This window comes from Eubacterium sp. AF19-12LB, assembly GCF_003479125.1.
Taxonomy (GTDB): domain Bacteria; phylum Bacillota; class Clostridia; order Lachnospirales; family Lachnospiraceae; genus Eubacterium_U; species Eubacterium_U album.
Window position 1 is genome coordinate 64615 of the sequence record NZ_QUGP01000009.1, and the last position, 18403, is coordinate 83017.

Below are 18403 nucleotides of genomic sequence, written 5' to 3' on the forward strand. Positions count from 1 at the left end.
ATTTAAGAAAGTCTCTTTGCCAAACATGGGATAAAATTAAGAAACAAATAAACTATAAAATGGAGATTATTACTTTTTAAGAATAAAATAAACAATTAAATCAAATAGATAAATAAAATATAAATGTAATACATATTGACAAGTAATTAAAATAATAAGATAATTGTAAAGTACGTGTAATACCCTATTACTCAAATGTTACAATTGCTATAATACAATTGTAAAGTACGATATTTAAAGGAAAGGTTATAAAACCGAGATTATGGATTATATTGTAATGGATTTGGAATGGAATCAGAATCCTTATGGTAAAAACAATAATCATCCTGACATACCATTTGAAATAATAGAAATAGGTGCAGTTAAAGTAAACGATGATTTAGAAGTTGTAGATGAATTTCAGCAGGTTGTAAAACCTAGAGTTTATAAAAGATTGCATTATAAAATCCAGGAAATTACTCATTTGACAATAGAAGAGTTAAATTCGGGTGAAGATTTTAGAAAAGTGATAAGAAATTTTCTAAATTGGTGCGGAGATGACTATATCTTTTGTACATGGGGATCAATGGATTTGACAGAATTGCAGAAGAACATGAAACATTATGGGATGGAAAGAATATTAGAATTTCCATTATTTTATGTTGATTTGCAAAAAATGTATAGTTTGTGTTATGAAGATGGTCATATAAAGAGAACTTTGTCATATGCAGTTGAAGAATTGAATATCAAAGAAGATGAACAATTCCATAGAGCTATATGTGATGCAGAGTATACTGCTAAAGTAATGAAAGCAATGGATTTTGATAAAGTAAAAGAAATGCTTTCAATTGATACTTTTTATTCTCCAAGAATTAAGGAAGAAGAAGTATTTGTTAGATTTCCTACTTATACAAAATATATTTCAAGGGAATTTTTAAGTAAAGATGAGATGTTTTTTGACAGGGATGTAAGCAGTATGAAATGTAATGTGTGTGATAAACCATTAAAAGTTCTTATAGATTGGTTCTCAGACAGTGGAAAAATGTATTATTGTTTGGGTGAGTGTCAGGAACATGGATATGTTCGAGGAAAAATAAAAGTTAAACCTCGGGAAGAAGATAGTTTCTTTGTTGTTAAAATCATGAGGAGTACTGATGAAGAGGGAGCAGAAAGTATTAGAGAAAAACAGGAAAGCATTAGGGAAAAAAGACGAGAGAGAAGACAAAAATCGTTAGATAGTGAGATTGTCATCGAAGAAATATGGGATGAAGATGAGATAAAATCAGAATTGGATGACAAATAATAAAAAGGACATGTAGACGGGAACGTTAACATGTCCTTTTTATTATTATTATTTTGTATTGTTGTAATTCTCCATCAATGAATCAAGTTCATTTAATAAGCAATCAACTTTACCGTAGAAGGCATCGTTATTTGTAGGAGAATCAAAATTATCTCTAATATTTGTAAGAGCATCAATAATATTATTTAATCTGTTCTTACCACTTCCGTTAAGATATAAGAAATATCTGCTACGTTCATTTTCCTGTGGTGTCATTTTCTTCAATACAATCTCGATATTTGGCTTTTCACCAATATATCTATATGTAATTGAAGGTGATGCATGGTTAAATAAGTTCTGTAAGTAGTAAATATCACCTGTTTCATGATAATAATTCCAAGCAAAAGTTTTTCTCATTGTCTGTGCTCCGATTGAAGTTAAGCCAATCTTGTGACCAACAGATCTTAAAACTCGATAAGCCTGTTCTCTTGAAACCGGTTTATCAGATGAAGCATGTCCTCTAATTAAGAATGCTTCAGGATTTTTTCCCTTAGTATAATCTTTAATAATTGCCTTCAAATCTTCTGGAATTTTGAAAGTATTTTTGATGTTCTTTGTTCCAATTTCAACTGTGATTTCATCTTTGTCAGTAACATCTTTGTTTTTGAAATTTAAAATGTCCTGAAGTTGTAAACCTGTTCCAACTCCAATTTCAAACATAATGTAATATTTATAGTCTGTGTTTTTCAATGCCTCTTTAAATTTTGATAATGTTTCAGAATCCTTAATAGGTGCAACCCAATTCATATAAACCCATCCTTTCAATTCATTGATTTTTAACGGTTACGTCTTCTTTTTGAAGCTCTTACTGCATTTAAATGGTCCATTTTCTTCTTAAAGAAGATAATAATTACTGCTAAAATAACTAAAATTACTGCAATAATTATAATTTTAAATATAGCTGAACTAAATTTAAAGTGAGACTTTGATACAGTTTCTTTTTTAGTTGTCTTTTTAGTTGTGTCTTTGTCAGAAACTTTTGAAGAATTATTTGAATTTTCAGAATCTACAGAAGTTTCTGTGTCAACTGTAGTCGATTCTTCAGGAGTAACAGTGGCATTAACACTTATTTTATTTGACACTTCACTATACAAAACAGGAGCAGTTCCAATTGTATGATTTCCATATGAGTAAGAAATCGTAGCAACGGTATTGTTGTCGTCAGAACTATCCTCGTTTAAAGTAATAGTAGAAGTTGTATCAGCAAAATTAGCATCTTTTGGAAGTACAACTACAGCATCTTTAGATAATGATAATCTGTGAAGCTTAGTTTTAAATATAGAATCAAAATTGTTAGTAAATGTTGATTTGTTTTCAAATCTAGTATCATTTTCAGATACATTTGTCAATTTAAAATTCTTAAATCCAAAGTCTAATAAAGCTGTTGTATCCACATAGGAATTTGTACCAGGCGAATTAAGAACAACAGTAATAAGAGTCATGCCGTCTCTTTGAGCACTTGTTACTAAAGTTGTTCCGGATTCATTTACAAAACCGGTCTTACCACCAATGATTCCGTCATAATGGAAGGAATTCCATGGCTGAACCATCTGATGACGCTGACTTATAGTAAGAGGTTCTTTTCGCTTGTTATCTGTAGGTAGTGTATAACTTGAGGAATTAATAATTTCTCTAAATACCGGATATTGTAATGCTGCCTGCATAATCTTTGCCATATCGTAAGCGGTTACATAATGTTTTTTATTAAAAAGTCCACATGCATTTGCAAAATGAGCATCATTTGCGCCAGCCTGTTTAGCACGTTTATTCATTAATTTAGCAAATTCTTCAATACTTCCACTAACATGTTCTGCTAAAGCAGAGGCTACTTCATTAGCGGATTGCAACATTAATGCATATAAACAATCTTTAACACTCATTTCTTCACCAACGACAGCTCCAATATTGGCTGCTTCAGGTTCAAGAGTGTCAATAGCGCTCTGTGAAAATGTAACAGTATCATCAAGATTACAATTTTCAATGGTAAGTAATGCTGTCATGATTTTAGTGATACTGGCTGGATACATTTTCTGATGGCATTTTTTATCAAAAAGTACTGAACCGGTAGAGGCATCAATCATTACGGCAGTTTCGGCAACTAATCCCGGTCCACTAGGCCAGGAAACAGTGTCTGCACTTACAACAGAGTTACTATTATATGAACAAAAGCCAAATGATGTTACCGTAATAACAATCATCATGACCATAGATAATATACGTTTCATTCTTAATCTCCTATATTTTGATGTTGGTTATAATCTATAATAGTTTAATAAATGGAAAATTAGTTTAATTAACCTAAATATCATAATATAGTATACAGCAAAATAAATGAATATAAAAGACAAAAAATTCATTAAAACTTAATAAATATAAAATGTCCTATATTGTAAATTCTAATTTATAAATGTGAAAAAAGTATTAATTAAATGTGAAAACTAACTTATAAATAATTAACACGTGGAAATAGAAAATATCCTATTTTCACGTGTTAATGTATGAATATTAATTTTTATTTTGCGTCAGCTCTAGCTTTTATTACTTTAAGCCTTGTAAATTCTTCTCGCTCTTTTTCTTCAAGCGCATTAGAAATTGTTTTAACAAGTCCTTCATATGTTGGAATTGTTATATTCTTTAGAGCATTTGCTCTTTTTTGCGTTTTCTTAATATTATAAGCAAGTCGGTAAGCTGAATTTTCAATCATCGAAAGTCTGATTGTTAAATCCTTTACTTTTTCAAAACAAGTTTTTGCCTTGTCTAGAGACTCTGTAGTTCCATAAAAAGAGTAAACAGGATTATGAACAGATTCGTTATTAGTAACAAGAGGAATTTCAGTTCCCATGATACTTCGACTTTTTATTTTTACATCATGTTCAAGAGGAACATTAAATGCAAATATTTCAACATTTTGGATTCCAAGTTCGATATTTGCTCTTTCCAAAGCTGTGTAAGCTTCAGTAAATGTTTTATCGATATCGTCCTGAATGTCTTTAGCTTTAGCATTTAAATCCATAATTTCACGAACAAGAATATTACGTTTTTTGTCCATTAGTTCAAAGCCCTGTTTCGCAAGAGCAAGAGAATTTTTTGCGGCTATTAAGTTACCTTTGGTTGGTACTGCATTTAAATCCATAAAAAACCTCCTTGTTTGAAAAATTAAAGTGAATCAGAATCTTCTTCGTCATCATTTAAAGATACACTATCGTAATATTTCTCAAGAATCTTTGTATCAATTCTATCAAGTTCTTTCTTAGGAAGAAGATGTAATAACTTCCAACCTAAATCTAGTGTTTCTTCAATAGTTCTATTTACATTTGGTCCCTGACCAACAAATTGCTGCTCGAAAGCTTTACCAAATTCAAGATATTTTTTATCTGTAGGTGATAATTCATCTTCACCAATTACTGATGCTAGAGCTCTGGCATCACCAACTTTTGCGTAAGATGAGAATAACTGGTTAGCAACATCCTGATGATCTTCTCTTGTAAATCCTTTACCGATACCATCCTTCATCAAACGTGAAAGGGAAGGTAATACATTAATTGGAGGGTAGAGTGACTGTCCGTTTAATGAACGGTCTAAAACTATCTGACCTTCTGTAATGTAACCTGTTAAGTCAGGTATAGGATGTGTTATGTCATCGTTAGGCATTGTAAGAATAGGAATTTGAGTTACGCTACCTTTTGCTCCTTCAACAATACCTGCCCTTTCATATATAGTTGCGAGTTCACTGTATAAGTATCCGGGATAACCTTTTCTTGAAGGAATCTCACCCTTTGAAGATGAAACTTCACGCATAGCTTCTGCAAATGATGTCATATCAGTTAAAACAACTAAGATATGCATATTTTTTTCGTATGCAAGATATTCTGCAACAGTTAAAGCAACCTTTGGGGTTATCAAACGTTCTACAACAGGGTCATTTGCCAAATTTAAGAACATTACAACGTGTTCAGAAGCTCCGCTTTCTTCAAATGTTTTCTGGAAAAATTCAGCAACATCGTGTTTTACACCCATTGCAGCAAAGACAACTGCAAATTCTTCATCAACATCATCACCAAGAGATGACTGATTAACAATCTGTGCAGCTAACTGATCATGAGGTAAACCATTTCCGGAGAATATAGGAAGTTTCTGTCCTCTAATCAATGTTGTTAAACCGTCAATAGCTGAAATACCTGTTCTAATATAGTTTCTTGGATATTCACGGGAAACCGGATTAAGTGGTTTTCCGTTTACATCTCTCTTTTCTTCAGCAACGATTGGACCAAGACCATCAATAGGCTGGCCAATTCCGTTGAAAGTTCTTCCTAAAATATCAGGTGATAAGGCTATTTCCATAGGGTGTCCTGTTAATTTTGTATGTGTATTTGAAAGGGACATTCCTTCTGAACCTTCAAATACCTGTATAACTGCTTTATCTTTGTAAATTTCAATAATACGACCGAGACGTTTCTCGGCACCGTCATTCATTGAAAATTCTACTATTTCATCGTAAGCCGCATCTTTTACACCTTCAAGTGCAATAAGAGGACCATTAATTTCGCTTAAACCTAAATATTCTATTGCCATTTTGGTACCTCCTTATGCATGTCTAGCCATGATTGATGCATAGTAATCATCAATTTCATGTTTATAATCATCAAATTTTTCAAGTTCATTATTTGCAACATCATATTTGATAGAAATAATTTTTTCAAACATATTGTTTTCCTTTAATACTGATACAGGAATTCCAAGATTAATAATCTCAAAAGCCTTATCATTCAAATAAAGGATAAGTTGCATCATTTTTAACTGCTTCTCAAGAGGTACACATGTATCTTCAGCATGGAATGCGTTCTGCTGTAAAAATCCTAAACGTATAACTCTGGCTATTTCAAGAATAAGCTTTTGGTCATCCGGAAGTACGTCACTACCAATAAGTTTTACAATTTCCATCAATTCGCTTTCTTTATTTAAAATAGCTAAAATTCTGTTTCTGCAGTTTACAAAATCAGGACCTACATTTGTGTTGTACCAGTCTGCAAGATCATTTACATATTCACTATAACTTGTAAGCCAGTGAATAGCAGGGAAGTGCCTTGCATAAGCTAATGATTTATCAAGTCCCCAGAAACATCTAACGAAACGTTTTGTATTCTGTGTTACAGGTTCTGAGAAGTCACCACCCTGAGGAGAAACAGCTCCAATAATTGAAACAGAACCTTCTGTTCCGTTAAGGTTTTCCATATAACCCGCTCTTTCATAGAATGCTGAAAGTCGGCTTGCAAGATATGCAGGGAAACCTTCTTCTGCAGGCATTTCTTCCAAACGGCCTGAAAGTTCTCTTAAGGCTTCAGCCCATCTAGATGTAGAATCGGCCATTATAGCAACATCGTAACCCATATCTCTGTAGTATTCAGCAAGAGTTAAACCAGTGTAAATACTAGCTTCTCTGGCAGCAACAGGCATGTTAGATGTATTTGCAATTAATGTTGTTCTGTCCATCAATGGATTTCCTGAACGAGGATCTACTAATTCTGAGAATTCATCAAGAACCTGTGTCATTTCGTTTCCACGTTCACCACATCCGATGTAAATAATAATGTCGGCATTTGCCCATTTTGCAATCTGATGCTGAGTCATTGTTTTTCCTGTACCAAAACCACCTGGAATAGCGGCTGTACCACCTTTGGCAATAGGGAAGAGAGTATCAAGAATTCTCTGACCTGTTACAAGTGGCTGGCTGGCAGGATAACGTTTATTAATAGGACGAGGTGTACGAATTGGCCATTTCTGAGTAAGAGTCAATTCTAATTCTTCACCATTGTCTTTCTTTATTACTGCTATAGTTTCGTTTATTGTATAAGGACCATCATCTACAACGCTAATAACTGTTCCAGAAATATAAGGGGGTACCATTGATTTATGTAAAATGGCTTTTGTTTCCTGAACTTCTGCTATAACTGTACCACCGGATACATAATCACCCGGTTTAATTGTAACGTGAACATCCCATTTTTTTGTTGTATCAAGAGAATCAACACTAACACCACGGCTGATGAATGCGCCTGATTTTTCTCTGATTTTACTTAAAGGTCTTTCAATACCATCAAAAATATTGTTTAAGATTCCTGGTGCAAGAGTAACAAAGATTGCAGTTCCAGTTCCATAAACTAATTCGCCCGGTTTAAGACCACTAGTTTCTTCGTATACCTGAACGGTAGTCATTTCAGATGTAAGACCAATGATTTCGCCAACAAGTTTTTCTTCGCTTACGTAAACCATTTCACCCATCTGAAAATCGGTCTTTCCTTTTATATAAACTACAGGACCGTTAATACCGTATATCTTTCCTGTTTTTACCATCTGGCTGCCTCCTAAATTGAAATCGTAAACTTTTCCTGCTCCTCAGCAAGCTTTGTTTTAAAAGAATTGTCAACTAACATATTTTTATCTGAAATAATAGCTTTACAACCACCAATAAAAGGAACAGTGCTTATTTTAATATCGGCACCTGTATGACTTTGTAAATCAGATAATAAAGATTCGTCACTTGAATCAATATAAAATTCTACTGTAGTATCATTAAAATCTGAAGATATTTTGTTGATTTGTGATATAAGTTCCTTTTTATATTCTTCTGTTTTCTTATAAGCGTTCAATTTTTCAACAACTGCTGAAAAAATTTGAGATTTCAGCTTGTTTTGGTGTAATGTAACAGTTCTACGAACTTCAGCCTGAACTTTTGAAAGTTCTCTTTTAACTTCAAGTCTCACCGCATTTAGTTTTGCGCTTTCAACGGACTTAGATTCTAAAAGTGCTGTTTCTTTATGTTTTTCAAACTGTTCATCAAGAGACTGTTTGTAAGCTGTTAGTATATCATTACTTTTAGCGGATGCATTATCCAGGGAGACATTTTTAAAATGTTCCATTTTTTCTTCTATTGTCATGCTAAGCCCACACTTTCTATATTTTTATTCCGATAGCTTCATTAATATATGCTGTAATGAAATCCGGACGACGGCCTGAACCGTGGCGGTCAGGAATTTCCAGCAACAAAGGAAACGTACGGTTTAATTTAATATCATCAACAATCTCAGGAATTTCTTTTCCAAGCTTTTCTGTCATTAAGATAATTCCAATATCTTTTTGAGAAAGAACTTCGTCTAAAGCCTGCTTAATTTCCTGCTTTTCGTGAACAACAACTCCATCAATTCCTGCAAGACGCATTCCTGTAAGAGTGTCCACGTTATCACTAATGAGAAACATTCTCATAATTTGTTCCTCCTATCTGTGTAAGTGTTAAAGTTGTATGATTTATAATGCACCTAAAATCATGAATGCGATAATTAATCCGTAAAGAGCAATACCTTCTGCAAGACCTGCAAAGATAAGTGCTTTACCAAATACGCTTCCATCTTCACTAATTGCTCCAAGAGCAGCACTTGATGCACTTGCTACTGCGATACCACCACCAATACCTGAGCTACCAACTGCTAATGCAGCTGCGATGTATCCAAGACCTGAACCTAATGATAAGCCGGCAGTAGTTGTTTCAGCAGCACTTGCTGTCTGAGCAAACATAACAACAGTTGATAAAACTAATAAACCGAAAAATCCAACAACGTTTATTGCTAATGATTTTTTAAAGCGGCCTCTGCTCTTTTCACCAACAAAGTAAGCTACCATAGGTACGATAATTGATAAAGTTAATGCGATAAATAATGTGACTTTTAATAACATATTTTTGTCCTCCTAGTGTTTAATATTTTTTGAATAAGGTTTAAATTCCTTACCGGAACCTGAATAAAAACGGCCAAATAATTCATAGTATTCAAGACGCAATCCCTGAATTGCTACAACAAGGCCTTCCATACCACATACGAAAATGTTACCAAGAATTAAAACTAAGATATTTGGTGAACCTCCGTCTGTAGCTCCTGCTAATGTTAAAACTACTTCCATCATGGCACCGTGGCTGATTGCAAACGCACCGACACGAAGGAATGATAATGTATTTGAAAAATAGTTTAACAACATCTCAAAAAGTTCAAAGAATCCTTCAACAAAATACATTGCTGCTGATTCAGGAAATAACTTTTTGTTCTTTTGTACAAGATTTACTATAGGTGTCTTTAATGCAATTAGAATTAATGGAATGACGAACATTATTACAAGAACGATAGTTCCTGGAAGAGAATGTCCTGACATGTATAAAATAACTACAGCCATTAACGATGCATAAAATATAAGACCTGTAAGACCGTTAGGTCCTATAAGTAAATCTGCATATTTTTTATTTTTGAAAGCATTTACCATATTAATAATCATTGTTATGAGTATTAAGAATACACCAAATAATATGGCAGCTACAAAAACTGTGTTAAATGAACCAACTATAGGCAAATTCATTTTACTTGTTCTTGGGTTAACCCATATTTGAGGAATTACACCCTCAAATCCAAATACACTTCCGTATAATAATCCAAATATGGCGGAAGTAAATCCTGCTGCTGATAAAATAGCGGCTAAAGGAATCTTCTTTATCAGGTATACAATTAAGCCTATGGCAAATATGCATAATCCCTGTCCTAAATCACCAAACATTGCACCAAAAAGAAGTGAATAAGTTATTGCTACAAAAATAGTAGGATCAAATTCGCCGTATTTTGGTAAACCGTACATTTTAACGTACATTTCAAATGGTTTTGCAAATTTAGGATTTTTTAATTTTGTAGGTGGAACCTTTGATTCATCAGTTTTATTATCAATCATACAAACAACATTAGGATCATTTTCTGTCTCGGCCTGAAGTGAAAGAGCATCCTTTGTTGCCATCCATCCACAAAGAATATGGAAAACTATGTTAGAATCACGTGTACATGCTGCAAGTTTTCTTACATCAAAATTTCCATATGCAATTTCTATTCTGTTGCAGGCAGATAAAACATGAGATTTATTTACCTGAACTAAAGTTGAAATTCTACTTTCTACAGTTCTTATTTTTTCATCAATTTCTGAAATTGACTTTGCAATATTCATACATGCCTGAGCAGGAGTACCTGAATAATTATCAGGAATTTTAACCTGTTCAAAATGTAAAGCTTCAAATGATTCATCAACTTTTTTTATTGATATTTCAGGAGCAAAATAAACACCCCATATAAAATCATTGTCAACAAGACAATCAATAAAAACAGCGTCAAGATCAGGATTAATAAATGTTTGGAAACTGTCCCACATATCTCTAGGAACACGACCAAAACGGTATTTGATGTAATTCATTCCCAAAACCTGTTTTAAGTCGTACTCTAAATTTTTAAAAGGAGAAATACAATCATAATCTTCATTTAATTTATCTTTTCTTATATTGAGAGTATTAATTTCTTCTTTTAAATCTTTGATTTGGTCATCGATGTTATTTATTACATTAGTAGCTTCTTCAACACTCATATCGGTTAATGGAGAATTAGCAATGCTTTCATCCATTAATTCAAGTAAAGCGTGACTCTTATCTAAAATATCTTTGTATGGATTAGCTTCAACGTATGGAAGTAAATTTCCTGATGAGTTAAGTTCTACTAATGCATTTTCAAGTTGTATCTCGTATTTTGATAAATACGTATCAATAACTCTGTCGATATCTGATTTAGGTCCGGCAAGAGTTACAAAACTCATTTGTACAATCACTAGATACCACTCCCCTTTCCATTTATATATTGTAATGTCTTCTCCGGACTGTATTGATAACGAATACATTCAAGAGCAGTAATGATTTTAGCTGATTCAGAGTTTTTCATATGAAAATATCCGTTTATTGCAGCTAATGAATAAGGAGATTCTTTAAAATCTTTAAAAATTATTTCATCCATAATATGATTACACTGCTCTTCAAAAGGCATTTTGCTTGTGAAATCAAAGTGTTTTCCATATCTGGTTTTTGATATTAAAGAAATAGTATCCTCAATAGTTGGTGCTTCAACTATATTTTTTATTTCTGATTTTTTTAATTTATAATTTACAGGAATTAAAAAAGTATAAATTGAAGCTGATGAAACTGAATAGTAAGATTTGCATCTGTAAATCCATAACATATTCAGAAGATCAATACGTGAACCGTATGATTCGGTAATATATGCACATTCTTTTTTAGAATAGGAATCTTTTGCTTTCCATATAGAAGCAAAATAGAATAAATCCAATCCCATTTCATAGTCAAATAGTGCAGCGTTATCTAAAGTGCTGACCTTAAGAAGTGGTGCATAATAAATAGTACCCTTTAAACAATTTATAAATTCTTCCATAGTTGTAGTCTGGGAAAGCTTCTGAGTGTCAATCTTTGAATGCTTCTCAAAATCATTCTCGATTACAGAAATAGAAGTAGATTGTCTAGGATCAAGCATTGCCCTCATATATCTTTTAAGCGTCTGAATTTCATATCTCATAAAATAAAGATTGAGATATTTACGCTGCCTTTTCTGAGCAAAACAATAAATCTTAGAAAAATCAGAATATGTTGAAAAATTAAGTAACCATTCAATCTGTCCACGGTGAATTGTAGAAGGGTCAATATCTGCAAAAAGTTCTTCATAATAAGGAAGCTTTTGCAGATATGCAAATGCATCTGCCACAGTAGTAAAGTGAGCAAGTTCTTCGTATTGTTCGTTTGTTAGTAATTTACTATGCATGGCTTTGATTTTAGTTGTCAAAGCACTGTAAGCTAATAAATTTCCACCTGTCATAGAATCACTCCTTTACAATATGGTTAAATATGGACTCAATCCATAAATCTTTGTTAGCAGTGTACATAGAATCTAAAGTTTTTAATGAGGCTTCTGTTTCCTTCTTGAAGTCATCAATAGCGTGCTCATTTTCAACAAGTAAAGATTCTTTTAATTGGTTTACCTGCTTGTCGATGCTGCTGGAAAGTTGTTCATCGAATTCTTTAGTCTTTTGCTTAATCATGCTTGCGTAAGCTTCTTTTTCCTTACGGGTGCTCTCCATAATCTGAGAAGAAGCTTTGTCGATTTTAGTTAAATCCGATATGATTGAATTAATATCATTTACCATATGCAGCCTCCTTTGTTTAATTAGTATGTATAAAAGTCTCATAAATAGACTACCACTTTTTAAATAAAATGCAACAAAAAGAAAAATTCTTAAGAAAAGAAAAATGTTTATTTATTTTATAAACATTTTATTATAAAATATTATAAGTTAAGTGAAAAAGTAAATTATAAAATTAAATTTTCGGAGGATAAAATGCGATTAAGAAATGTACCGGGTTCACGAGAAGCAATTGCAGAAAGTGAATATACAATTAATGAACCAGAATTAAATAAAGGAAAATGGAAAGAAATTTTTGGAAATGATAATCCTATAAGAATTGAAATAGGAATGGGAAAAGGTAAATTCATTACAACATTAGCGCAGCAGAATCCAGATATTAATTACATTGGAATAGAAAAGTTCTCAAGTGTTTTAATTCGTGCAATAGAAAAAATGGAAGAATTAGAACTTACAAATTTAAAATTTATAAGAATGGATGCTGAAAAAATCGAAGACACATTTAATAAGGAAGAAATTGATAAAATTTACTTAAATTTTTCCGATCCATGGCCAAAAGACAGACATGCAAAAAGAAGACTTACATCAAAAGAATTTTTCAAAAGATATGACAATATATTAAAAAAAGATGGAGTAGTTGAATTTAAGACAGATAATAATGATTTGTTTGATTTTTCATTGGAACAGATTCCTGAAGCAGGATGGAATATAGTGGAATATACAAGAGATTTACACAACAATGAAAAAATGAATGAAGGGAATATTATGACCGAGTATGAAGAAAGATTTTCAAAAATGGGTAATAATATTAATAAATTAATTGCAAACAGATAATAAAAATAAAAAGCTAAGCGTCAATAATGTATTTAATAAAATTAGATTATGTATAAATACATTATAAAATGCTTAGCTTTTTAAATTAGTTTGCTAAAGATTTAATATTTAAAAAGTTATTAAATGCTTATTTTTTTACCTTCATAAAGTCCGAAATAATTTTTAAATAATCAGTAAAACTCTTTGAATTAGATTCATGCTTTATTTTAGGAAGATTAACATTTTGCTTTTCTAAGTTGTGCTCAACAATATCGTCAAGAATGCTTGAAATAACAGCAACACAAGGAACGCCTAAAAACATTCCGACAATTCCACCAATCCATCCTCCGACTGTAATTGCAAAAATAATCCAAATAGGGCGAAGACCAGTTTTGTCACCTAAAATCTTTGGACCAAGAATATTTCCGTCAAACTGTTGTAAAATTATAACAAAAATTAAGAAAGCGAGTCCCTGCTTAGGTGACACTGATAAGGATATCACTAAAATGCTAGGTATAGCACCAATAAATGGACCAAAATATGGAATCATATTTGTAAGACCAACAAATATACTAACAATAACTGCATATGATGAACCAATATTAAACAACTTCATACCTAAAAGGCATATTATACCAATGATTAATGAATCAATAGTTTTACCAATAATAAATCCACTGAAAATGTCATTTGCATGCTTAAAAGTGCTCCATACATAGATTGCACGTTCTTTTCTAAAAATTGAATAAACAATACGTTTAAAGCTTCTTGAAAGAATATCCTTATCAAGTAACATATAAATAGAAACAATAATTGCAACAATAAAATTTAATACCCATCTAACAATTGAAATGGAAGCATTGGCAATTGAAGGAGCTAAATTGGCAGCCCATGATTTAAATGTTTCTAAGTAGCTAGGCATGGCATCCTGAATTGCAGCCTGAACATATTCGACAGTTGAGTTAGGATATTTCGAACTTATTTCTTCTATATAATTAATAAAATTCTGATATATTGTAGAAATATTTCCAGCAATATCAGAAATACTTTGTATAAATGAAGGTATAATAAAGAATAGTGCTAAAATCAACATACCAAAAACAATAACGTATGAGGATATTAAAGCAACCATTTTACGTACCTTAACATTAGATATATGAATTGTGTTTGTAAAAAAACGATTCTCCAACTTTGATGAAAGGTTACCCATTATGTATGCAATAAAGAAACCAAGTAAAAATGGAGAGAGGCTGGATAAAAGACCCAAAAGAAGACTTTTAGTTTCTGACCAGTTCCAAATACATCTTATAAAAAATACTGCTACAACTGTAGTAATAAGAGCATAGATGCATAGGGTAAATAATTTTTTGTCGGGTTGAAATTTATTTTGATTCATAGGAAACCTCCATATATTTAAACTGAAAATAACAATTAATTGAAGTATAACAGTAACAAATAATCAATACAAGAAGATAATAATAAAAAAATAAAAAAAAGGGGTTGATTTTTGTATAATCATGAATTATAATATCATCGTTGTCAAAAATACTAAGCGCGATTAGCTCAGTTGGAAGAGCACCTGACTCTTAATCAGGGTGTCCAGGGTTCGAGCCCCTGATCGCGCATTTGCGGGTACCGTTTCTGTAGTGCAACTACGGGGATGGTGCTTTTTTTGTGCGTAAGCAATGAGTCCACATACACCAAAAAAGGAACAGGTTCTAGAGAAAGCTTGCTTTCAGAAAGAACCTGTTCCTTTTTTGGTGATGCGGCGAATGCCGCATCAGTGAGATATAGCGAAGCGGAATGGAACTGTATGTGGACTCATTGCGATTAAGAAGAGACGAATGCCGCATCAGTGAGATGTAGCGAAGCGGAATGGAACTGTATGTGGACTCATTGCGATTAAGAAGAGACGAATGCCGCATCAGTGAGATGTAGCGAAGCGGAATGGAACTGTATGTGGACTCATTGCGATTAAGAAGAGACGAATGCCGCATCAGTGAGATGTAGCGAAGCGGAATGGAACTGTATGTGGACTCATTGCGTTAGAAAAGAAGCGAATGCCGCATCAGATTCTCCCATACTTAGCAAGAATACCCAGCAATTTATTGATAGCAATCGGTTTAGACATATAATCATTCATTCTGACATCAATACTTCCATTCATTAGATTAACTAATTCCTTACCAATAGAAAGTCCTAATCCGTATCCGTATTTAATAAATCAGCGTAATACACAGAAGTATAGTCTCTGCAAAGAACTTCTAAAAATTGACGTTCCTGTTCTAGAGCAGAGATACTTTAATTTAAGGTAGTTTGTAAGTTTTTTTCTGCCATAAGGGTAAAAATCACTTCCTAAAACACTATTTTTATACGTTTCATAAATTTATATGTATATTAAAATATATAATATTTAAATAAATTTATATGATAATACTGCAAAAATGGCATGTCAATTAAGTTATGGGAGGGTTTAAATAAAAAAATAACTTCAAAATGTACAATTGAAGTTGAATTTGTTATAATAAAAAATTGAGTAAAATAATTGGAGGATAAAATTATGGATATGAACATTGTTTGTTTGGATTTAGAGGGAGTTTTAGTTCCTGAAATATGGATTGCATTTGCAGAGGAGACAGGAATTCCTGAACTTAAGAGAACAACAAGAGATGAGCCTGATTACGATAAACTTATGAAATATAGAATTAACATTCTTAAAGAACATGGATTAGGTCTTAAAGAAATACAGGATACAATTGCAAAGATTGATCCTATGCCAGGTGCTAAGGAATTTTTAGATGAACTTAGAGCAATGACTCAGGTAATTATTATAAGTGATACATTTACACAGTTTGCAGGTCCTTTAATGAAAAAATTAGGATATCCTACAATTTTCTGTAATTCATTAGAAGTTGCTGAAGATGGTGAAATCACAGGATTTAAGATGAGAATTGAAAATTCAAAACTTACAACAGTTAAAGCGTTACAGTCAATCGGATATCAGACAATTGCCAGCGGTGATAGTCACAACGACCTTGGAATGATTAAAGCAAGTAAAGCGGGATTTTTATTTAGAAGTACAGAGGAAATAAAGAAAGAATATCCTGAACTTCCTGCATTTGAAACATATGATGAATTAATGGATGCAATTAAGAAGGCATTATAGACAAACAAAAACCACATCAATTTGATGTGGTTTTTGTTTGTCTATATAATATTTAGTTAAAAGATTTATAATAAATTGAAATTCCTGAGTCCTGATACAAAAATGAAATTAATACATCTTTAGTTCTCCACCAGGATTCTTTGTATCCATTTGAATATTCTCTGCTGTAAGTAGCAGGACCAAATTGGGAAGAAGCATCAGCGATAATTGAATCATAAGCTGAAGCATCTAACTTTCCATATTGCCAGCGAACTTCTATAAGTTTGTTATCTTTAAATACATAAACTAAAGATGCGGAAGCGTCGGAAACATTAGCTACAGTTCCGAATGCTGTAGGGTCATTTTTACCATTAAATGAATATGTAAGATAAGTATATCCATCAACTGATGATGAATCATCTGGATTATCTAAAGTATCATCGGACTTACTCTCTAATGCTTTGATTTCATCCATGGATGATGCAAAACTAATGTTTCTAAAATTAATTTCTGAATCCGCAATTTCTGTCTGGTCACCGCTTTCATTCTGAACAACAACAGGTGGAACAGTAGTGCCGGAGTAACTTGAACTTGCAGCGATTGTTCCTGAAGTTGATGATGACTCGTTTTTATTTCGGGAACATTGAACAACAAAGAAAATTAAAACTATAGCTAAAAGTGCAATAGTAATAATTTCAGCAATATGCTTGTTAGAAGAAGTGTTATTGTTAGAATTGTTTGTTGAAATATTGTCAGATGAAACATCTGAATATTTATTATCGTTGTTATTATTATCGGACATAAAACCCTCCTTAAGTAAAAAAATCTATTTTAATAATAGTAAATAAATTAAAAAATCACAATAGAAAATTAATATCTCATATGATTATTTACAAAAATATACATAAAATCGCTTAATAAAAGAAAAATATTAATAAATATCAATAAAAACATTGAAAATATACTTTATATATTTTAGAAATTTGATATAATTTAACACGTAGTACCTAATACTTGATTTTACGAAGAATCGTAAAATAGAACCACTCCTAGGGTTCATAAGTATACTAACATATTTTTCAGTCCGGAACGGTTAAGGCAAGGGGGCCCTAACCGTTCTTTACGTTTATAAGAAAAAAAGGCATAATAGTACAAAATTATAATTAAGAGGTGGTGGACAAAATGAAGGGATGGCTTGTAGTTAACGGATATTTAAATAGTGATAAATTTAATGAAATATACCAATGGCTTGTAATTGCAGCAAAAAAACAGAATTGTGAATTGAAAATAATGACTAATGACAGGTTGCTATCAATTCTTGGAATAGAAAGTGGGAAAGTAGATTGGAATAACAAGCCGGATTTTGTAATATTTTGGGATAAGGATTACAAATTAGCAAGATTATTGGAAAAAACAGGATTAAAAGTATTCAATAATGCAAGGGCAATTGAGGTTTGCGACGATAAAGCATTAACATTTATTGCTTTAAAAAATGAAGAGATAAAGATGCCAAAAACATTCATGTCACCAATGACATTTGAAAAAGAATATTCAGATTATGCATTTTTAATGCAGGTTGAAGGAAGCCTAGGATTTCCGTTCATAATAAAAGCAAATAAAGGCTCGTTTGGAGCACAGGTGTATAAAGTTAACAATCATCAGGAAGCCATAGATACAATAAAAAAAATAGATGGAAATGAATTCATAATGCAGGAATTTGTAAAAAGTTCAGTAGGTAAGGATTTGAGATTAAATGTAGTTGGAAATAAAGTAGTCGCGACAATGAAGCGTTTAAACGAGGATGACTTTAGAGCGAATATAACCAATGGTGGAAAAATGGAACAGTATAATCCAACACAAAAACAACAGGATATGGCATTAAACGTGTGCAGGGCACTAGGATTAGATTTTGCAGGAGTTGATTTGATGTTTGGAGAAAATGATGAACCGATTTTTTGCGAAGTGAATTCCAATGCACACTTTAAGAATATATGTGATTGCACAGGCATAAATGTTGCTGATGCAATTATTGAATATGTTATAGATAAGTGCAAATTATAATACAAAGTCTG

17 protein-coding genes and 1 tRNA gene are annotated in these 18403 nt (G+C 32.1%); 5 read left to right on the forward strand and 13 right to left on the reverse strand.

The annotated features are described in order from the left end of the window. Nucleotides 1–262 precede the first annotated feature (262 nt). A complete protein-coding gene (locus DWX29_RS09805; protein ID WP_243053257.1) occupies nucleotides 263–1282 on the forward strand; it encodes a 3'-5' exonuclease in 1020 nt (339 codons plus the stop codon). A 48-nt stretch (nucleotides 1283–1330) separates the two neighbouring features. On the opposite strand, the gene DWX29_RS09810 is transcribed toward DWX29_RS09805, so the two are convergent. From DWX29_RS09810 to DWX29_RS09860, 11 genes are all read right to left on the reverse strand, one after another. Next, nucleotides 1331–2068 carry a tyrosine-type recombinase/integrase gene (locus DWX29_RS09810; protein ID WP_022088777.1) on the reverse strand — a complete coding sequence of 246 codons (738 nt, stop codon included), beginning with the start codon at nucleotides 2066–2068 and terminating at the stop codon, nucleotides 1331–1333. 29 nt (nucleotides 2069–2097) lie between these two features. Further along, the gene (locus DWX29_RS09815) at nucleotides 2098–3546 is read right to left on the reverse strand and encodes a D-alanyl-D-alanine carboxypeptidase family protein (protein WP_022088776.1); all 1449 of its coding nucleotides are present in this window, start codon (nucleotides 3544–3546) and stop codon (nucleotides 2098–2100) included. A gap of 287 nt (nucleotides 3547–3833) precedes the next feature. Continuing rightward, nucleotides 3834–4454: a V-type ATP synthase subunit D gene (locus DWX29_RS09820; RefSeq protein ID WP_022088775.1), complete on the reverse strand. Its 621-nt coding sequence runs from the start codon at nucleotides 4452–4454 to the stop codon at nucleotides 3834–3836. A 23-nt stretch (nucleotides 4455–4477) separates the two neighbouring features. Next, entirely contained in the window at nucleotides 4478–5893 is a 1416-nt protein-coding gene (locus DWX29_RS09825) for a V-type ATP synthase subunit B (RefSeq protein ID WP_022088774.1), read from the reverse strand. A 12-nt stretch (nucleotides 5894–5905) separates the two neighbouring features. Beyond that, nucleotides 5906–7672, reverse strand: coding sequence for a V-type ATP synthase subunit A (locus tag DWX29_RS09830; RefSeq protein ID WP_022088773.1), 1767 nt, complete (start codon nucleotides 7670–7672; stop codon nucleotides 5906–5908). An 11-nt stretch (nucleotides 7673–7683) separates the two neighbouring features. After that, nucleotides 7684–8256 (reverse strand): V-type ATP synthase subunit E, encoded by a 573-nt coding sequence (locus DWX29_RS09835; protein ID WP_022088772.1) that lies wholly within the window; start codon nucleotides 8254–8256, stop codon nucleotides 7684–7686. Between the two features lie 16 nt (nucleotides 8257–8272). Further along, nucleotides 8273–8581, reverse strand: a complete 309-nt coding sequence (locus tag DWX29_RS09840) for a V-type ATP synthase subunit F (protein ID WP_022088771.1) — start codon at nucleotides 8579–8581, stop codon at nucleotides 8273–8275. A gap of 42 nt (nucleotides 8582–8623) precedes the next feature. Beyond that, nucleotides 8624–9049, reverse strand: coding sequence for an ATP synthase subunit C (locus tag DWX29_RS09845; protein WP_022088770.1), 426 nt, complete (start codon nucleotides 9047–9049; stop codon nucleotides 8624–8626). Between the two features lie 12 nt (nucleotides 9050–9061). Further along, on the reverse strand, nucleotides 9062–10996 hold the full coding sequence (locus tag DWX29_RS09850; protein WP_118565765.1) for a V-type ATPase 116kDa subunit family protein: 1935 nt from the start codon (nucleotides 10994–10996) through the stop codon (nucleotides 9062–9064). Next, entirely contained in the window at nucleotides 10996–12048 is a 1053-nt protein-coding gene (locus DWX29_RS09855) for a V-type ATPase subunit (RefSeq protein WP_022088768.1), read from the reverse strand. The genes DWX29_RS09850 and DWX29_RS09855 overlap by 1 nt, the downstream gene beginning before the upstream one ends. A 4-nt stretch (nucleotides 12049–12052) precedes the next feature. Next, entirely contained in the window at nucleotides 12053–12376 is a 324-nt protein-coding gene (locus tag DWX29_RS09860; protein WP_022088767.1) for a hypothetical protein, read from the reverse strand. A gap of 192 nt (nucleotides 12377–12568) precedes the next feature. Here DWX29_RS09860 and trmB point away from each other — a divergent pair, with 192 nt between their 5' ends. After that, nucleotides 12569–13207, forward strand: coding sequence for a tRNA (guanosine(46)-N7)-methyltransferase TrmB (gene trmB, locus DWX29_RS09865; protein ID WP_117910542.1), 639 nt, complete (start codon nucleotides 12569–12571; stop codon nucleotides 13205–13207). Between the two features lie 127 nt (nucleotides 13208–13334). On the opposite strand, the gene DWX29_RS09870 is transcribed toward trmB, so the two are convergent. Next, complete coding sequence (locus DWX29_RS09870; RefSeq protein WP_022088765.1) at nucleotides 13335–14582, reverse strand: AI-2E family transporter; 1248 nt, start codon at nucleotides 14580–14582, stop codon at nucleotides 13335–13337. Nucleotides 14583–14738: 156 nt separating this feature from the next. Between DWX29_RS09870 and DWX29_RS09875 the strand changes: the two genes are divergently transcribed. Beyond that, nucleotides 14739–14811 (forward strand) — tRNA-Lys (locus DWX29_RS09875). Between the two features lie 941 nt (nucleotides 14812–15752). Then, nucleotides 15753–16352, forward strand: a complete 600-nt coding sequence (gene thrH / locus DWX29_RS09880; RefSeq protein WP_118565787.1) for a bifunctional phosphoserine phosphatase/homoserine phosphotransferase ThrH — start codon at nucleotides 15753–15755, stop codon at nucleotides 16350–16352. A 52-nt stretch (nucleotides 16353–16404) separates the two neighbouring features. On the opposite strand, the gene DWX29_RS09885 is transcribed toward thrH, so the two are convergent. Further along, nucleotides 16405–17133 carry a hypothetical protein gene (locus DWX29_RS09885; RefSeq protein WP_022088763.1) on the reverse strand — a complete coding sequence of 243 codons (729 nt, stop codon included), beginning with the start codon at nucleotides 17131–17133 and terminating at the stop codon, nucleotides 16405–16407. Between the two features lie 380 nt (nucleotides 17134–17513). Between DWX29_RS09885 and DWX29_RS09890 the strand changes: the two genes are divergently transcribed. Then, nucleotides 17514–18392 carry a RimK family alpha-L-glutamate ligase gene (locus tag DWX29_RS09890; protein ID WP_117910538.1) on the forward strand — a complete coding sequence of 293 codons (879 nt, stop codon included), beginning with the start codon at nucleotides 17514–17516 and terminating at the stop codon, nucleotides 18390–18392. Nucleotides 18393–18403: the final 11 nt, after the last annotated feature.

Excerpts from the sequence above, each read along its gene's own strand:
- DWX29_RS09825 (WP_022088774.1), bottom strand. The coding sequence starts at position 5,893 with ATGGCAATAGAATATTTAGGTTTAAGCGAAATTAATGGTCCTCTTATT.
- DWX29_RS09885 (WP_022088763.1), bottom strand. The coding sequence starts at position 17,133 with ATGTCCGATAATAATAACAACGATAATAAATATTCAGATGTTTCATCT.
- DWX29_RS09820 (WP_022088775.1), bottom strand. The coding sequence starts at position 4,454 with ATGGATTTAAATGCAGTACCAACCAAAGGTAACTTAATAGCCGCAAAA.
- DWX29_RS09840 (WP_022088771.1), bottom strand. The coding sequence starts at position 8,581 with ATGAGAATGTTTCTCATTAGTGATAACGTGGACACTCTTACAGGAATG.
- DWX29_RS09870 (WP_022088765.1), bottom strand. The coding sequence starts at position 14,582 with ATGAATCAAAATAAATTTCAACCCGACAAAAAATTATTTACCCTATGC.
- DWX29_RS09845 (WP_022088770.1), bottom strand. The coding sequence starts at position 9,049 with ATGTTATTAAAAGTCACATTATTTATCGCATTAACTTTATCAATTATC.
- DWX29_RS09810 (WP_022088777.1), bottom strand. The coding sequence starts at position 2,068 with ATGAATTGGGTTGCACCTATTAAGGATTCTGAAACATTATCAAAATTT.
- DWX29_RS09890 (WP_117910538.1), top strand. The coding sequence starts at position 17,514 with ATGAAGGGATGGCTTGTAGTTAACGGATATTTAAATAGTGATAAATTT.
- trmB (WP_117910542.1), top strand. The coding sequence starts at position 12,569 with ATGCGATTAAGAAATGTACCGGGTTCACGAGAAGCAATTGCAGAAAGT.
- DWX29_RS09860 (WP_022088767.1), bottom strand. The coding sequence starts at position 12,376 with ATGGTAAATGATATTAATTCAATCATATCGGATTTAACTAAAATCGAC.
- thrH (WP_118565787.1), top strand. The coding sequence starts at position 15,753 with ATGAACATTGTTTGTTTGGATTTAGAGGGAGTTTTAGTTCCTGAAATA.
- DWX29_RS09815 (WP_022088776.1), bottom strand. The coding sequence starts at position 3,546 with ATGAAACGTATATTATCTATGGTCATGATGATTGTTATTACGGTAACA.
- DWX29_RS09835 (WP_022088772.1), bottom strand. The coding sequence starts at position 8,256 with ATGACAATAGAAGAAAAAATGGAACATTTTAAAAATGTCTCCCTGGAT.
- DWX29_RS09805 (WP_243053257.1), top strand. The coding sequence starts at position 263 with ATGGATTATATTGTAATGGATTTGGAATGGAATCAGAATCCTTATGGT.
- DWX29_RS09855 (WP_022088768.1), bottom strand. The coding sequence starts at position 12,048 with ATGACAGGTGGAAATTTATTAGCTTACAGTGCTTTGACAACTAAAATC.
- DWX29_RS09830 (WP_022088773.1), bottom strand. The coding sequence starts at position 7,672 with ATGGTAAAAACAGGAAAGATATACGGTATTAACGGTCCTGTAGTTTAT.